Source organism: Streptomyces sp. NPDC051320, from assembly GCF_040682175.1.
Lineage (GTDB): Bacteria > Actinomycetota > Actinomycetes > Streptomycetales > Streptomycetaceae > Streptomyces.
Genome location: NZ_JBFBAL010000004.1, coordinates 240,480 through 255,576 on the forward strand (window position 1 = coordinate 240,480; position 15,097 = coordinate 255,576).

At 69.4% G+C, this 15,097-nt stretch carries 15 protein-coding genes; 8 read left to right on the plus strand and 7 right to left on the minus strand.

The window, feature by feature from the left end; genetic code table 11:
• Window positions 1–18: 18 nt before the first annotated feature.
• Together AB0M87_RS11375 and AB0M87_RS11380 are read right to left on the minus strand one after the other, a co-directional pair.
• Window positions 19–2,007 (minus strand): protein kinase, encoded by a 1,989-nt coding sequence (locus AB0M87_RS11375; protein ID WP_365851717.1) that lies wholly within the window; start codon window positions 2,005–2,007, stop codon window positions 19–21.
• Between the two features lie 120 nt (window positions 2,008–2,127).
• Window positions 2,128–3,837, minus strand: a complete 1,710-nt coding sequence (locus AB0M87_RS11380) for a glycerol-3-phosphate dehydrogenase/oxidase (RefSeq protein ID WP_365851718.1) — start codon at window positions 3,835–3,837, stop codon at window positions 2,128–2,130.
• A 207-nt stretch (window positions 3,838–4,044) separates the two neighbouring features.
• Here AB0M87_RS11380 and AB0M87_RS11385 point away from each other — a divergent pair, with 207 nt between their 5' ends.
• Window positions 4,045–5,295: a nucleotide sugar dehydrogenase gene (locus tag AB0M87_RS11385; protein WP_365851719.1), complete on the plus strand. Its 1,251-nt coding sequence runs from the start codon at window positions 4,045–4,047 to the stop codon at window positions 5,293–5,295.
• Window positions 5,296–5,455: 160 nt separating this feature from the next.
• Window positions 5,456–5,956 carry a hypothetical protein gene (locus AB0M87_RS11390; RefSeq protein WP_365851720.1) on the plus strand — a complete coding sequence of 167 codons (501 nt, stop codon included), beginning with the start codon at window positions 5,456–5,458 and terminating at the stop codon, window positions 5,954–5,956.
• A gap of 73 nt (window positions 5,957–6,029) precedes the next feature.
• Here the strand turns inward: AB0M87_RS11390 and AB0M87_RS11395 are convergent, their stop codons facing one another.
• The 4 genes from AB0M87_RS11395 to AB0M87_RS11410 form a co-directional block, all read right to left on the minus strand.
• Complete coding sequence (locus AB0M87_RS11395; RefSeq protein ID WP_365851721.1) at window positions 6,030–7,154, minus strand: GuaB3 family IMP dehydrogenase-related protein; 1,125 nt, start codon at window positions 7,152–7,154, stop codon at window positions 6,030–6,032.
• A 108-nt stretch (window positions 7,155–7,262) separates the two neighbouring features.
• Window positions 7,263–8,765 carry an IMP dehydrogenase gene (gene guaB / locus AB0M87_RS11400; RefSeq protein WP_365851722.1) on the minus strand — a complete coding sequence of 501 codons (1,503 nt, stop codon included), beginning with the start codon at window positions 8,763–8,765 and terminating at the stop codon, window positions 7,263–7,265.
• Between the two features lie 141 nt (window positions 8,766–8,906).
• Window positions 8,907–9,494 (minus strand): sigma-70 family RNA polymerase sigma factor, encoded by a 588-nt coding sequence (locus AB0M87_RS11405; RefSeq protein ID WP_365851723.1) that lies wholly within the window; start codon window positions 9,492–9,494, stop codon window positions 8,907–8,909.
• A gap of 233 nt (window positions 9,495–9,727) precedes the next feature.
• Window positions 9,728–10,339, minus strand: coding sequence for a response regulator transcription factor (locus AB0M87_RS11410; RefSeq protein WP_003948568.1), 612 nt, complete (start codon window positions 10,337–10,339; stop codon window positions 9,728–9,730).
• A 393-nt stretch (window positions 10,340–10,732) separates the two neighbouring features.
• Between AB0M87_RS11410 and AB0M87_RS11415 the strand changes: the two genes are divergently transcribed.
• Window positions 10,733–11,056, plus strand: coding sequence for a WhiB family transcriptional regulator (locus tag AB0M87_RS11415; RefSeq protein WP_365851724.1), 324 nt, complete (start codon window positions 10,733–10,735; stop codon window positions 11,054–11,056).
• A 100-nt stretch (window positions 11,057–11,156) separates the two neighbouring features.
• On the opposite strand, the gene AB0M87_RS11420 is transcribed toward AB0M87_RS11415, so the two are convergent.
• Window positions 11,157–12,047 (minus strand): LysR family transcriptional regulator, encoded by an 891-nt coding sequence (locus tag AB0M87_RS11420; RefSeq protein ID WP_365851725.1) that lies wholly within the window; start codon window positions 12,045–12,047, stop codon window positions 11,157–11,159.
• An 80-nt stretch (window positions 12,048–12,127) separates the two neighbouring features.
• Between AB0M87_RS11420 and AB0M87_RS11425 the strand changes: the two genes are divergently transcribed.
• The 5 genes from AB0M87_RS11425 to AB0M87_RS11445 all read left to right on the plus strand — a co-directional run bounded on the left by AB0M87_RS11425 (window position 12,128) and on the right by AB0M87_RS11445 (window position 15,074).
• Window positions 12,128–12,805 carry an MOSC domain-containing protein gene (locus AB0M87_RS11425; RefSeq protein ID WP_365851726.1) on the plus strand — a complete coding sequence of 226 codons (678 nt, stop codon included), beginning with the start codon at window positions 12,128–12,130 and terminating at the stop codon, window positions 12,803–12,805.
• Between the two features lie 71 nt (window positions 12,806–12,876).
• The gene (locus AB0M87_RS11430; RefSeq protein ID WP_365851727.1) at window positions 12,877–13,044 is read left to right on the plus strand and encodes a hypothetical protein; all 168 of its coding nucleotides are present in this window, start codon (window positions 12,877–12,879) and stop codon (window positions 13,042–13,044) included.
• Window positions 12,995–13,351: a multicopper oxidase domain-containing protein gene (locus AB0M87_RS11435; protein WP_365851728.1), complete on the plus strand. Its 357-nt coding sequence runs from the start codon at window positions 12,995–12,997 to the stop codon at window positions 13,349–13,351. Before AB0M87_RS11430 ends, AB0M87_RS11435 begins: the two co-directional genes overlap by 50 nt.
• A gap of 10 nt (window positions 13,352–13,361) precedes the next feature.
• On the plus strand, window positions 13,362–14,135 hold the full coding sequence (locus AB0M87_RS11440) for an SDR family oxidoreductase (protein ID WP_365851729.1): 774 nt from the start codon (window positions 13,362–13,364) through the stop codon (window positions 14,133–14,135).
• A 243-nt stretch (window positions 14,136–14,378) separates the two neighbouring features.
• Entirely contained in the window at window positions 14,379–15,074 is a 696-nt protein-coding gene (locus AB0M87_RS11445) for an ester cyclase (RefSeq protein WP_365851730.1), read from the plus strand.
• Window positions 15,075–15,097: the final 23 nt, after the last annotated feature.

Consider the following 15,097-nt stretch of genomic DNA (forward strand, 5'->3'; position numbering starts at 1 on the left):
CACGATACGTGTTCGCGGTCACTTCTTGGGGCTGAACGTCCTGAACGCCGTATCACGCAGCGTGCGGCAGGCGTCGCCGTCCCACTCGCTCGCCTTGCAGCTGATCATGATGGAGTAACCGCGGTGGGCGTCCACCTTGAACCCGCGGTTGAGCACCCGGACGCGCTCGCCGTTCTGCTCCCGCTCGAACTTCCAGTCGGCGACGGTCGGATACCCCTTGTAGTCGACCTTCGCGATGCCGAGATGCCTGTAGGAGTTACTGCTTCCCGACACGGCCGTCACCGAGGCCCGCCAGGCGGCAGCGGCGTCGTCCTTGGGAGAGTCGGTGAAGTCGACCTGGACGCGCGGAAAGTCCCGGTGGGCGCTGTATATGCCGCCCGAGTTCTGACCCGCTATCGATCCGCGGGTGAACGAGGCGGGCATCGCCATCGAGAAGTGGAACCGGCCGTCGGTGATCGTCTTGTACCCACTGGGCAGCGCGGAACCGGACGGCGAGGTCGATGAGGGGTCACCGGTGTTCGACGACGCGCCGCCGCTGTCCTTCCCCTTCGCTTTGCCGTTCCCCTGACTGCCGGTCGCTTCCTGGCCGGGCTTGCCACTCGGCTCGTCGGGCTTCGCCTTGCCCGTGCTGTCGGGCCCGGCGCTCTTTCCGCTCGACGTGCCGGTGCCGGCTTTGGCCTTGCTGCCGTTGCCCTTGCTGCCGTCACCGCTCAGGGAAAAGGCGAGCACGGTCCCGAGCAGAGCCAGCACGATGACGGCGGCGATGATCACCAGGGTGCGGCGCGGAACGACGTCGGTGAGCGGCGCCCTGACCCGGGCCGGGGGCCCGCCCGCCGCACCGGCGGGCTTGGCCGGGGCAGCCTCGGATCGCGCCGTGCGCACCGATTTCAGCGCGCTGCGCACGCGTTCCGCGGCGGCCGTGTCCAGCACCTTGGGAACTTTGAACTCGCGGGGTGCACCGGGCTCCGCGGACGTCGCGCCGAGCGTCTTCGGCTGGGACTCGGCCCGGAGCCCGGACTGCGGCTTCGGGTTCGGCTTCACTACCGGCTTGGCCTTCGGCTTCGCTACCGGCTTGGCCTTGGCCTTCGGCTCGTCCGGCGCCGGGGGCAGCGGAACCACCCGGGTGGCGTCCAAGGGCACCGGGTCGTCCGCCTGCTCCGGCGCATCGGGGGCGTTGATCACCGCGTTGAGCAGAGTCCTGGCACCCGCGTCGTCGAGTCGCTGGGCCGGGTCCTTCGCCAGCAGGCCGTAGATGACCTCCGTCAGCGGGCCCGCGTTCTTCGGCGGGTCGACGGGCTCGGTCATCACCGCGGTGAGGGTCGCGATGGCCGACCCCTTGTCGTACGGAGGCGCACCCTCGACGCTTGCGTACAGCAGCCCGCCGAGCGACCACAGGTCGGCAGGAGGGCCGGGTTTGTGCCCGCGGGCGCGCTCCGGCGAGATGTACGAGGGGGCACCGACGAGCATGCCGGTCGAGGTCACCGACGGGTCGCCCTCGACCTGCGCGATCCCGAAGTCGGTCAGTACGACGCGGCCGTCCTCGGCGATCAGTACGTTGGACGGCTTCACATCACGGTGCAGGATGCCTTCACGGTGCGCCAGCCGCAGCACGTCGAGAATCGCGAGGCCCACCTCGGCCGCGCGCCTGGGGGTGAGCACGCCCTTCTCCCGCACCAACTCGGCGAGCGAGCAGCCCTCGACGAGTTCCATGACGATCCACGGCCGGTCGTCCTCGTCCACCACGTCGTAGACGGTCACCGCTCCGTTGTTGCGGATCCTGGCAATCGCCTTCGCCTCGCGCAGGGTGCGCGTGACGAGCCTGCGCTTCTCGTCCTCGTCGATCGCCGAGGGGAAACGCAGTTCCTTCACTGCGACGGTGCGGCCGAGTGTCTCGTCCACGGCCCGCCAGACCGTGCCCATGCCGCCCTTACCGAGCACCCCTCCAAGCCGGTACCGCCCAGCCAGGAGGCGCCCCGTGGGTTCCTTCGCCTGCTCCGCCTCCGACATGCGTCCCCTCTGCGTTCAACCCGCCCTGGCAGAGCGACCATTGTCCCTCACTCCGGGACCGGTGATGGTGCGGGGTCCGCAGGCCCGGCCGTCCCCCCGTGGCCGGGCCCCGATGGGGGGTCATGCCAGCGGCGAGATGTCCGGAGCGCCCAGCCTCGCCGCGTCCGCGGTCAGGTCGTCCGGCTGCCGCTGCGATTCCCGCTCCGCCTCCACCCGCTTCTCGTAGTGCTCGATCTCCTTCTCGATCTGGCCCTTGTCCCAGCCGAGCACCGACGCCATCAGCTCGGCGGCCTCTCTGGCACAGCGTGTTCCCCTGTCGAAGGTTTCTATCGAGATTCTGGTGCGGCGGGTGAGCACGTCGTCCAGATGGCGCGCGCTCTCGTGCGACGCGGCATGAACCACCTCGGCCCGCAGATAGTCGTCGGCACCCGTCAGCGGCTCGCCCAGGGAAGGATCCTTCTCGATCAGCTCCAGCAACTCCTGTGTCATGGCGCCGAAGCGGTTGAGCAGGTGCTCCACCCGGACCACATGAAGACCCGTCCGTGCGGCCAGCCGCGCCCTGCCGTTCCACAGCGCGTTGTAGCCCTCGGCGCCGATCAGCGGCACGTTTTCCGTGACGCACTCGGCGACCCGCTGGTCCAGGGCGTGCACCGCCGCGTCCACCGCGTCCTTGGCCATCACCCGGTAGGTCGTGTACTTGCCGCCGGCCACCACCACCAGGCCGGGCACCGGATGCGCGACCGTGTGCTCCCGGGAGAGCTTGCTGGTCGCGTCGGACTCGCCGGCCAGCAGCGGCCGCAGTCCCGCGTACACCCCCTCGACGTCGTCCCGGGTCAGCGGCACCGCGAGCACGGAGTTGACGTGTTCCAGCAGGTAGTCGATATCGGCGCTGGACGCCGCGGGGTGTGCCTTGTCGAGATCCCAGTCCGTGTCGGTGGTGCCCACGATCCAGTGCCGGCCCCAGGGGATCACGAACAGCACCGACTTCTCGGTCCGCAGGATCAGCCCGGTCGTGGAGTGGATTCGGTCCTTGGGTACGACCAGATGGATGCCCTTCGACGCCCGGACATGGAACTGCCCCCGCTCACCGATCAGCGCCTGGGTGTCGTCGGTCCACACCCCGGTGGCATTGACCACCTGCTTGGCGCGGATCTCGTGCTCCGCGCCGCTCTCGACGTCCTTCACCCGGACGCCGACGACCCGTTCGCCCTCGCGCAGGAAGTCGACCACCTTGGTCCGGTTGGCGACCAGCGCGCCGTAGCTCGCGGCCGTCCGCACCAAGGTCATGACGTAACGCGCGTCGTCCATCTGCGCGTCGTAATACTGCAGGGCCCCGACCAGGGCGTCCTTCCGGAGGGCCGGCGCCACCCGCAGGGCGTGCTTGCGGGTCAGATGGCGGTGGGTCGGCAGGCCGCGGCCATGTCCGGAGGAGAACGACATGGCGTCGTACAGCGCCACACCGGAGCCCGCGTAGAGCCGCTCCCAGCCCTTGTGCTGCAGGGGATACAGGAACGGCACCGGCCGCACCAGGTGCGGGGCGAGCCGCTCGAGAAGCAGGCCGCGCTCCTTCAGCGCCTCTCTGACCAGAGCGAAGTCGAGCATCTCCAGATAGCGCAGACCGCCGTGAATGAGTTTGCTCGACCGGCTCGATGTGCCCGATGCCCAGTCCCGCGCCTCGACGAGGCCGGTCGCCAGGCCGCGCGTGGCGGCGTCCAGCGCCGTCCCCGCGCCCACCACACCGGCGCCCACCACCAGTACGTCCAGTTCACGCTCGGCCATTCCGGCGATCGCCTCGGTGCGCTCGTCGGGTCCCAGTGTCGCTGTCCTCACTGTTGCCTCCCGCGTAGATCGGGTCGGTCGTACACCCCCGATTCTGTCCGCCTTCGACGACTTCAGCCACCGCCTGTGGACAACACTCGGCCGACATGAACCGCCCAATACCGCAAATCGGTCATATTTACTCCTAACCTGACATTGCGCTGTCCACAGGACTTGCGTCATCGTCCCCCTCCGGCTATTGGGAAGACGGACCACCCCATGCCCGCAGATCTCGCCGTCATCGGACTCGGCCACCTCGGCCTGCCGCTCGCACAGGCCGCTGTCGCCACCGGCCTCGAAACCATCGGTTACGACACCGACCCGCACCGGTTGCTGCAACTGTCCGCGGGGCACACCCCCGTCGACGGTTCGCTCAGCGCCGCCGACATCCGCCGGATGCTCTCGGGGGGCTTCCGGCCGGTCACCGATCCGGCCCAGTTGGGCCGGGTCCGTACTGCCGTCATCTGTGCTCCGACGCCACTCGGCGAGGACCGGGCACTCGATCTCGCTCCGGTCACCGACGCGACCCGCGCACTCGCGGCACGGCTGCGCCCGCACACCACCGTCATCGTCGAATCCGCCGTCTATCCGGGCACCACCGAGGAAATCCTGCGCCCCCTGCTGGAAGAGGGCTCCGGACTACGGGCCGGCCGGGATTTCCATCTCGCCTACTCCCCCAGTCGGCTCGACCCGGGCAGTCGGAATCACCCGTATGCCGCGACGCCCAAGGTCATCGGCGGCCTCACCCCCGCCTGCACCGAGTCGGCCGCGGCCTTCTACGGACGGCTCAGCGACAAGGTGGTGCGGGCCCGCGGCCCACGCGAGGCCGAGATGACCAAGCTGCTCGAGACCAACTTCCGGCATGTCAACATCGCACTGGTCAACGAGATGGCGGTGCTCTGCCACGAGCTCGGCGTCGATCTCTGGGACGTCATCCGCTGCGCCGAGACCAAGCCCTTCGGCTTCCACGCCTTCCGCCCCGGCCCCGGCGTCGGCGGCCACGGCGTCCCGGTGGACACCGCGGGCCCGCCGCACGCGGCCCGCCCGCTGCGCATGGTGGAACTCGCGCAGCAGGTCAACGACCGTATGCCGCAGTACGTCATCCAGCGTTCCGCCACCCTGCTCAACGAGCACGGCAAGTCCGCCCGCGGCGCCCGGGTGCTGCTGCTCGGGGTGACGTACAAACCGGACCTCGCCGACCAGGAGAACTCCCCGGCCGGCGAAATCGCCCGGCGGCTGATGGACCTCGGCGCATCGGTCAGCTATCACGACCCGTACGTCCCCGACTGGCGTATCCGCGACGTACCGGTCCCGCGAGCCGACTCCCTCTACGAAGCCGCGGCGGACGCGGATCTGACCCTGCTCCTCCAGCACCACCGCACCTACGACCTCCAGGGCCTCGCGGTGAAGGCCCAGCTCCTGCTGGACACCCGGGGCGCCACCCCGATCGGGGCCGCCCACCGCCTGTGAGACGCGACCGCCCGCCACGGCCCGACGACCCCGGGAGCCACCGAAGCCGAGAGCCCAACGACCCCGTGAGCCCCGCCACCCCCCTTGTCGCTGCGGACTGCTAGCCTGCGGCGTTCGCTTACCGCACACCAGTGCGTACTCGTCCCAGGGGGGATTCAGCATGAGCCAGCCCGTACCACCGCCATACCCGTCCGACCCGACGCAGCCGGCCCAGCCGCCGCAGAGCTTCGGTTACCCGATGGCTCCGCCGCCCGCCCCAGTGCGGAAGAACCTCGCCGGCGGTGTGGTGGTGGCCCTCGTCGCGGCCATCGCCGTGGGGGCCGCCTACGGCGGCATCCTGGGCGCCACCAGCCACGAGATCGGTTACGCGGCCATCGCCGTCGGCTTCATCATCGGCTTCGCCGCGGGCAAGGTGGGCGGCGACCACCTGGCGCTCGCCGGGATCAGCGCCGTTCTCTCGCTGGCCTCGATCTACTTCGGCCAGCTGCTCGGCGAGGCGATCATCGCCACGAAGCACCTCCCGGTCTCCGTGTCCGAGCTGTTCTTCCAGCACTTCGGCCTGCTCAACGAGGCCTGGCGGGCCGATTCGGACTTCATGAGCTACGTGTTCATCGTGATCGCGGTGTGCGCGTCCTTCGCCGGCATGAAGCGGGCGGTCTGACCGCAGACACCACGAATCCCCGCTGCCGTTCGACCGGTGCAGCGGGGATCCGGGTAACCGGGCGGGGCCGGTTTCAGCGCTTGTGCTGCGCGTCGGCCACCGTCACCTCGACGCGCTGGAATTCCTTCAGCTCGCTGTAGCCCGTGGTCGCCATCGAGCGGCGCAGCGCCCCGAAGAAGTTCATCGAGCCGTCCGGGATGTGCGAAGGCCCCGCCAGGACCTCCTCGGTGGTGCCGACGATGCCCAGGTCCACCAGCTTGCCGCGCGGCACGTCCTCGTGGACGGCCTCCATGCCCCAGTGGCGGCCCCGGCCGGGGGCGTCCGAGGCACGGGCCAGCGGGGAGCCGATCATCACCGAGTCCGCGCCGCAGGCAATCGCCTTCGGCAGGTCGCCGGACCAGCCGACGCCGCCGTCGGCGATGACGTGCACGTAACGACCGCCGGACTCGTCCATGTAGTCCCGGCGGGCCGCCGCCACGTCGGCGACCGCGGTCGCCATCGGCACCTGGATGCCCAGGACGTTGCGGGTGGTGTGCGCGGCGCCGCCGCCGAAGCCGACGAGGACACCCGCCGCGCCGGTACGCATCAGGTGCAGCGCCGCGGTGTAGGTCGCGCAGCCGCCGACGATGACCGGGACGTCCAGCTCGTAGATGAACTGCTTGAGGTTCAGCGGCTCGGCCGCGCCGGAGACGTGCTCGGCGGAGACCGTCGTACCGCGGATGACGAAGATGTCGACACCCGCGTCGACCACGGCCTTGGAGAACTGGGCGGTGCGCTGCGGGGAGAGCGCGGCGGCGGTGACCACACCCGAGTCGCGGACCTCCTTGATGCGCTGACCGATCAGATCCTCCCTGATCGGGGCCGCATAGATCTCCTGCAGGCGACGGGTCGCGGTTTCCCCGTCGAGCTCGGCGATCTCGTCGAGCAGCGGCTGCGGGTCGTCGTACCGGGTCCACAGGCCTTCGAGGTTCAGCACGCCGAGGCCGCCCATCTCGCCGATGCGGATGGCGGTCCTCGGCGAGACGACCGAGTCCATCGGTGCGGCCAGGAACGGCAGCTCGAAGCGGTAGGCGTCGATCTGCCAGGCGATCGAGACCTCCTTCGGGTCCCGGGTGCGCCGGCTCGGCACGATGGCGATGTCGTCGAACGCGTACGCCCTGCGGCCGCGCTTGCCGCGCCCGATCTCGATCTCAGTCACGATGTGTGGCCTTTCCCTCTACGTATGCCGTTCCAGTATCCCCGACGCTCATACCGAAGCCCGGCCGGCCATCGGCCGGTCGGGCTTGTGCGGTAATACGTGGGCAGTTCAGCGCCGGGTGTAGTTCGGCGCCTCGACCGTCATCTGGATGTCGTGCGGGTGGCTCTCCTTGAGGCCCGCCGAGGTGATCCGGACGAACCGGCCCTTGCTCTCCATCTGGTCGACGGAGGCCGCGCCCACATAGCCCATCGTCTGGCGCAGACCGCCGACGAGCTGGTGCAGCACGTTCGCCAGCGGACCCCGGTAGGGCACCTGGCCCTCGATGCCCTCCGGCACCAGCTTGTCGTCGGACGAGACCTCGGCCTGGAAGTAACGGTCCTTGGAGTACGACCTGGCCTGACCGCGGGTCTGCATCGCGCCGAGCGAGCCCATGCCGCGGTACGACTTGAACTGCTTGCCGTTGATGAAGAGCAGCTCGCCGGGGGACTCCTCGCAACCGGCGAGCAGACTGCCCAGCATCACGCTGTCGGCGCCGGCCGCGAGCGCCTTGCCGATGTCGCCGGAATACTGCAGACCCCCGTCGCCGATCACCGGGACACCGGCCGCGCGGGCGGCGAGCGCCGCCTCGTAGATCGCGGTGACCTGGGGAACGCCGATCCCGGCGACCACCCGGGTGGTACAGATCGAGCCGGGGCCGACACCGACTTTGACGCCGTCCACGCCCGCGTCGAGCAGGGCCTGGGCGCCGTCGCGGGTCGCGACGTTGCCGCCGATGACGTCCACCGGGACGCTCGACTTGATCTTCGCCATCCAGTTGAGGGCGTTGCTGTTGTGACCGTGCGAGGTGTCGACGATCAGGAAGTCGGCACCGGCCTCGGCCAGCGCCTGGGCCCGGTCCAGCGCCTCGGGGCTCGCCCCGACGGCCGCGCCGACGAGCAGCCGGCCCTCGGCGTCCTTGGCGGCGTTGGGGTACTTCTCGGCCTTGACGAAGTCCTTCACCGTGATCAGGCCCTTGAGAATGCCCGCGTCGTTGACCAGCGGCAGCTTCTCGATCTTGTGCCGGCGCAGCAGCTCCATGGCGTCCGCGCCGGAGATGCCGACCTTGCCGGTCACCAGCGGCATCGGGGTCATGACCTCGCGCACCTGCCGGCTGCGGTCCGACTCGAAGGCCATGTCACGGTTGGTGACGATGCCCAGCAGCTTGCCCGCCGGATCGGTGACCGGGACACCGCTGATGCGGAACTTGGCACACAGCTCGTCGGCCTCGCGCAGCGTCGCGTCCGGGTGCACGGTGATCGGGTCGGTGACCATGCCGGACTCGGAGCGCTTCACCAGGTCGACCTGGTTGGCCTGGTCCTCGATCGACAGATTGCGGTGCAGCACGCCGACACCGCCCTGACGGGCCATGGCGATGGCCATCCGGGCCTCGGTGACCTTGTCCATCGCCGCGGAGAGCAGCGGGATGTTCACCGTGACGTTCCGGGAGATCCGGGACGAGGTGTCGACCGCGCTCGGCAGCACGTCCGACGCGCCCGGCAGCAGCAGCACATCGTCGTACGTCAGCCCGAGCGTCGCGAACTTCTCGGGCACTCCGTCGACGTTTGCAGTCATGACACCTTCCCCAAATGGCCTTGATCGGTGCGGATGTCCATGCTAACGGGCTCCGGGGGCGTCTCATTCCACGATCTGCATGATCACCGGACCTTGGAAGCCCCGAGCCCAGCGGCGACCGGACAACAGCTTCTGTGCTTCCTACTGCTCGGCCAGTGCCCGCAGCCGGCTCAGCGCCCGGTGCTGTGCCACCCGAACGGCGCCGGGCGACATCCCCAGCATCTGCCCGGTCTCCTCGGCGGTCAGCCCGACCGCGACGCGCAGCACCAGCAGCTCGCGCTGGTTCTCCGGCAGGTTCGCAAGAAGCTTCTTGGCCCAGGCGGCATCACTGCTGAGCAACGCCCGTTCCTCAGGACCGAGCGAATCGTCGGGCCGCTCCGGCATCTCGTCCGAGGGCACAGCGGTGGATCCGGGATGGCGCATCGCCGCCCGCTGGAGATCGGCGACCTTGTGCGTGGCGATCGCGAAGACGAAGGCTTCGAACGGCCGCCCGGTGTCCTTGTAGCGCGGCAGCGCCATCAGGACGGCGACACAGACCTCCTGCGCGAGGTCCTCAACGAAGTGACGGGCATCACCGGGCAGCCGGTTCAGCCGGGTGCGGCAGTAGCGCAGGGCCAGCGGATGGACGTGGGCCAGCAGATCGTGGGTCGCCTGCTGGTCACCGTCGACGGCGAGATGAACGAGTGCGCCGATGGCCGCATGGGCATTCGAAGCCTCGTCCTCGCGCATCGGACCATGGTGCCCCGGCGCCGGACCATCCGCTCCACCGGGCTCGTAGTTGTGCACTGAAGCGTTATGAGCAAGTGCGCCGGAACTCATCCGCTGCGCCCTCCCCTCCCGCTCGAACGACTCGTCCCCGAGGACCTCCACACCTCAAGGATGCGGCATCGCTCGGAAAACCGAGTTGGGGCGTCCGCCACCCCGTCCGCCGTCGGGCGGACGGGGGTCCTGCTGGCCGTGCTCTAACGCACCAGACCCCAGCGGAAGCCGAGCGCCACCGCATGCGCGCGGTCGGAGGCGCCGAGCTTCTTGAACAGTCGCCTGGCGTGCGTCTTCACCGTGTCCTCGGAGAGGAAGAGCTCACGGCCGATCTCCGCATTGGAGCGGCCGTGGCTCATTCCTTCGAGCACCTGGATCTCCCGCGCGGTGAGCGTGGGAGCCGCTCCCATCTCGGCCGAACGCAGCCGGCGCGGGGCGAGCCGCCACGTCGGGTCCGCGAGTGCCTGGGTCACCGTCGCCCGCAGCTCGGCGCGCGAGGCGTCCTTGTGCAGATAGCCACGGGCGCCCGCGGCGACGGCGAGAGCCACTCCGTCAAGGTCCTCCGCGACCGTCAGCATGATGATCCGAGCGCCGGGGTCCGCGGAGAGCAGCCGCCGCACGGTCTCGACGCCGCCCAGACCGGGCATGCGTACGTCCATCAGAATCAGGTCCGAACGGTCGGCGCCCCAGCGGCGGAGGACTTCCTCGCCGTTGGCCGCCGTCGTCACACGCTCGACGCCGGGCACGGTCGCGACCGCGCGACGGAGCGCTTCTCGGGCAAGCGGGGAATCGTCGCAGACGAGGACGGATGTCATGACCGCCCTCCGCAGCTGATGCGCGTCACCTTGAGCCTCCAGGCTGGGTACGAATCGTCACCTGTGCGGTCGACGCCTCTCGGACATGTGCCCGAGCGCTTGTTGTTTCAACCGCCCACGCACTCTCAACGACGGTCACTCGAAAGAGTTACGGGCCGGACGGCCGCCTTCAGCACTCTACGTGAGGAGTCGGTTGCGGAGGAGAGTCATGCGCGTCACCTGGGGTTATTGGCCGGACATAACCCATTCAGCTGCTTTTCTTCCGTTTCGCCCGCGTATGTGACTAGATTCGTAATGAGTCATATTTACATCTACTTACATCGCGGATGTACCGTCGCGGGGCGCGGTCGACGTCACCGCCCCCGCCTGACAACGGCTTCAAGGGGACAAGCAATGGCAGATTTCTCCCGCCTTCCCGGACCCAACGCCGACCTGTGGGACTGGCAACTCCTCGCGGCCTGCCGCGGGGTGGACAGCTCGCTGTTCTTCCACCCGGAGGGCGAACGGGGCGCGGCCCGCAGCGCCCGCGAAGCCTCGGCCAAGGAGGTCTGCATGCGGTGCCCGGTCCGCGCCGAATGCGCGGCCCACGCGCTCGCCGTGCGGGAACCGTACGGGGTGTGGGGCGGGCTGACCGAGGACGAGCGCGAGGAACTCATGGGGCGGGCCCGCAACCGGCTGATCGCCGCCGCGACCCCCAACGGCTCGGGCCCCGGCTGACGGACCCGCGGCCGCCCACCTCGCAGCAGAAACGTTCCCGCAGGCCGGGCCTCCAGGCCCGCAAACCCCAAGCACCCGACATCCACGACTCGACGTCCCGTCAGCGTGCGGCGACCCCGGCAAGCCGGTCCAGTGTCGCCGCCACGGCCGGCACCCGGGCCAGATCCGGCAGCGTCAGCGCGACGATCTCCCGCTGCACGGCGGGCTCGACCGGCAGCACGCTGGTGCCCCTGCGGCGTACCGTTCCGATCGCGAGCTCCGGCAGGACCGCGACGCCGAGCCCGGCGCCGACCAGCCCGATCACCGCGGGGTAGTCATCGGTCGCGAAGTCGATCCGCGGCGTGAATCCCGCGCTCTCGCAGACCTCGACCAACTGACGGCGGCAGCGCGGGCAGCCCGTGATCCAGGGCTCGCCGGCCAGGTCGGCCACCCCGATGGCGGCCGCACCGGCGAGCCGGTGACCGTCGGGCACCAGGCAGACCATGCGGTCGGTGAGCAGCGGACGCACGACCAGGTCGTCCCATTCGCCGGTGCCCGCTCCGTACCGGAAGGCGAGCGCCACATCGCAGTCGCCCTGGCGCAGCATGTCGACGGAGCGCGGCGGCTCCGCCTCGACCAGCGAGACCCGGGTCCCCGGATGCGCGGCACGCAGGGCGGCGAGCGCGGTGGGGACCAGTGTCGAACTACCGCTGGGGAAGGACACCAGCCGGACCCGGCCGGACCGCAGCCCGGCGATCGCGGCGACCTCCTCCTCGGCGGCGGTCAGCCCGGCGAGGATGCCCGCCGCGTGCCGCACCAGGACGTCGCCCGCCTCGGTCAGCCGCATTTCCCGGCCCGTCCGAACCAGCAGCGTGGTACCCGACGAAGCCTCCAGCGCCTTCATCTGCTGACTGACCGCCGGCTGGGTACAGCCCAGTTCACGGGCGGCTGCCGAGAAGGAACCGGTGGCGGCGACTGCGCGCAGGACACGGAGATGGCGAGCCTCGATCATGAGGCGAGCATAAGAGACACTTGGGGCAAGCGGCGATTTTCGCTTTGTGGCTTGGACAACGCCCCCTCTAACCTGCCGGTATGAAGCTTCTGTCATTGAATGTGGGGCGGGCGAAGCACGCCGATTACACGGATGCCGAGGGGGGCCTCACCGGTGTCGACAAACGCCCGGTCGACGGGCCGGTACGGGTGTTCGCACCGGGCCCCAAGGGCGTGGGAGCCGGTGGGGTCGAGGGAGACGCGGTCTGCGATCTGCGGTTCCACGGGGGCGAGGGGCGGGCCGTGTACGCCTTCGCGAGGGAGGACCTCGACGACTGGGAGCACCGGCTCGGGCGCCCGCTCGCCGACGGCTCGTTCGCCGAGAACCTCACCACCAGTGGCGTCGATGTGAGCGGCGCTCTGGTCGGTGAGCGGTGGCGGGTCGGCCCCGACGTGGTGCTGGAGGTCACCGGCGGCCGGATCCCCTGCCGTACGTTCCAGGGCCACCTCGGCGAAAAGGGCTGGGTCAGGCGCTTCACACGGGCCGGGGCGCCGGGCGCGCTGCTGCGGGTGATCGAGACGGGTGAGTTCAGCGCCGGCGACCCGATCGAGGTGGTGCACCGGCCCGACCACGACATCACGGTGGCGCTGCTGTTCCGCGCGGTGACCACGGAGCGTGAACTGCTGCCGCGCACGCTGGTGGCCGCCGAGTGGATGGAACCCGGCCTGCTGGCCGTGGCACGCGAGTACAGCGAGCAAGGGACCGGGAGGCGCTCCTAGGGTTCGCTCAGGGGGCTCGTCAGGGATCCACCCGATGCCGAACAGGGGCCTGCCGAGGGAGGGTCGGCCCCATGACCAAGACCAGCGGGCGTGGGCGCCTCAAGCGGGTACTGATCATCTTCGGCTCGGTGTCGGCGGTGCTCGTCGGGCTGCTCGGCGGCGGGTTCGCCTGGCTGTGGACCGGTGCCGATGGTCACCCGTGGCACCACCGAGGTGTGGACGCTGCACAACGGCGGTGACATGACCCACAACTTCCCTGTCCACGATGTGCAGTTCAGGGTCGTGTCGGTCAACGGGAAGGAACCGGAACCGTCGCTGCGCGGGCCGAAGGACACCATCGCGATGCCGCTCGGTGCGACGGTGAAGATCTCGGTGCGCTTCGACGGACCGTCCGATCCCGACCATCCGTACATGTATCACTGTCATCTGCTCGACCACGAGGACCACGGAATGATGGGGCAGTTCGTGGTGGTCGACAAGGGGTGGCAGGCGGGACACGTCACCGACCGCACCGCCGGTCACTCGGGCGGGCACGCGGGGCACTAACGTTCCGCTCATGACGACTGCACTGATCACGGGTTCTACCGCCGGAATCGGAGCCGCCTTCGCGCGGCGGCTGGCCACGGACGGCCACAACCTCGTCCTGGTGGCCCGGGACACCGAACGGCTACGTGATCAAGCGACCGAGCTGCACGACCGGCACGGCATCGAGGCGGAGGTGCTGACCGCGGACCTCGCCACGGACGACGGGATCGCGGCGGTCGAGAAGCGCCTCGCGGACTCCCGGAACGTGGTCGATCTGCTGGTCAACAACGCCGGCTTCGGCAACAAGGGCCGCTTCCTGGACGTACCGTTGGCCGACGAGCTGACGATGCTCAAGGTGCACTGCGAGGCGGTGCTGCGGCTGACCGCCGCTGCGGTCCCCGGGATGCGGTCGCGCGGACGCGGCGGGGTGGTGAACGTGGCGTCGGTGGCCGCGTTCCTGCCGCGCGGCACGTACGGGGCATCGAAGGCGTGGGTCGTGCAGTTCACGCAGGGCGCGGCGAAGGACGTGGCCGGGTCGGGGGTGCGGATGATGGCGCTGTGCCCCGGCTTCGTCCGTACGGAGTTCCATGAGCGGGCCGGGATGGGTACCGACGGTATCCCCGGGTGGATGTGGCTGGACGCCGACAAGCTGGTGGCGGCGGCGCTGGCGGATCTGGCCCGGGGCAAGTCGGTGTCGATTCCGGACCCGCGGTACAAAGTGCTCATGGGGGCGGCGAAACTCGCGCCGCGCGGCCTGCTCGGAGGGATCACCTCCAAGACAGGCCGCAAGTACGGGCCCCAGTAGTACGGGGTCGCAGTAGCACGAGGTCGCAGTAGTACGGGTCGCAGTAGCACGAGATCGCAGTGGTACGGGGTCGCAGTAGCCGCGTGGCTACTGGCTGATGCTGTTCAAAGGACAGCAGCTCCGAACCCCTACGGCGTCTATCTCGCGCGGGTGTTCAGCGCCGGATCCAGTTCTGCCGTCGGGCCTGGCCCAATCCGCCTAGACTGGGATCATCCCACTCAAACCGTGAGACCGGGAGACGCCATGAAATTCGTACAAGTAATCGACTGCAAGACCGAGCGGTTCGACGACGTGGACCGCCTCATGGATCAATGGGTCGAACAGACCAAGGGCAGGCGGACCGCCACCCACAGTTTGATCGGCAAGGACCGCTCCGACGGCGCACACTACGTCGAGATCGTCGAATTTCCGTCGTACGAAGAGGCGGTGGCGAACTCCAAGCTGCCGGAGACCGACCGGATCTTCCAGGAAATGGTGGAGCTCTGCGACGGAACGCCGACCTTCACCGACCTCGACGTGGTGCGCGACGAACAGTTGAACCAGGAACTGTCACGCCGGTTCTTCCACGAGATCGCCGCCGGCGGCAATCTCGACGCCATCGACGAGGTGTTCGCGGCCGACTACGCCGACCACGACATCCTGAAGGAAGAGGACACCGTGGTCGGGTGCGACGGTCTGCGGAGCGATGTCAGCAGATGGCGTTCTGCTTTCGACTTCACCGTGAGCCTGGACCGGCAGATCTGCGAGGGGGACGACGTCGCGACGCTGTGGACCCTGACCGGCATCCACAAGGGCGACTTCATGGGCATCGCACCCACGGGCAAGCAGTGCACGATGACGGGCACCACGATCTTCCGGTTCAAGGACGGCAAGATCCAGGAAGGCTGGTGGCACCACGATGTGCTCGGCCTGATGCGCCAGCTCGGCGCGCTCGGCTGAACGCCGAAAGCCCCTGTCCCACC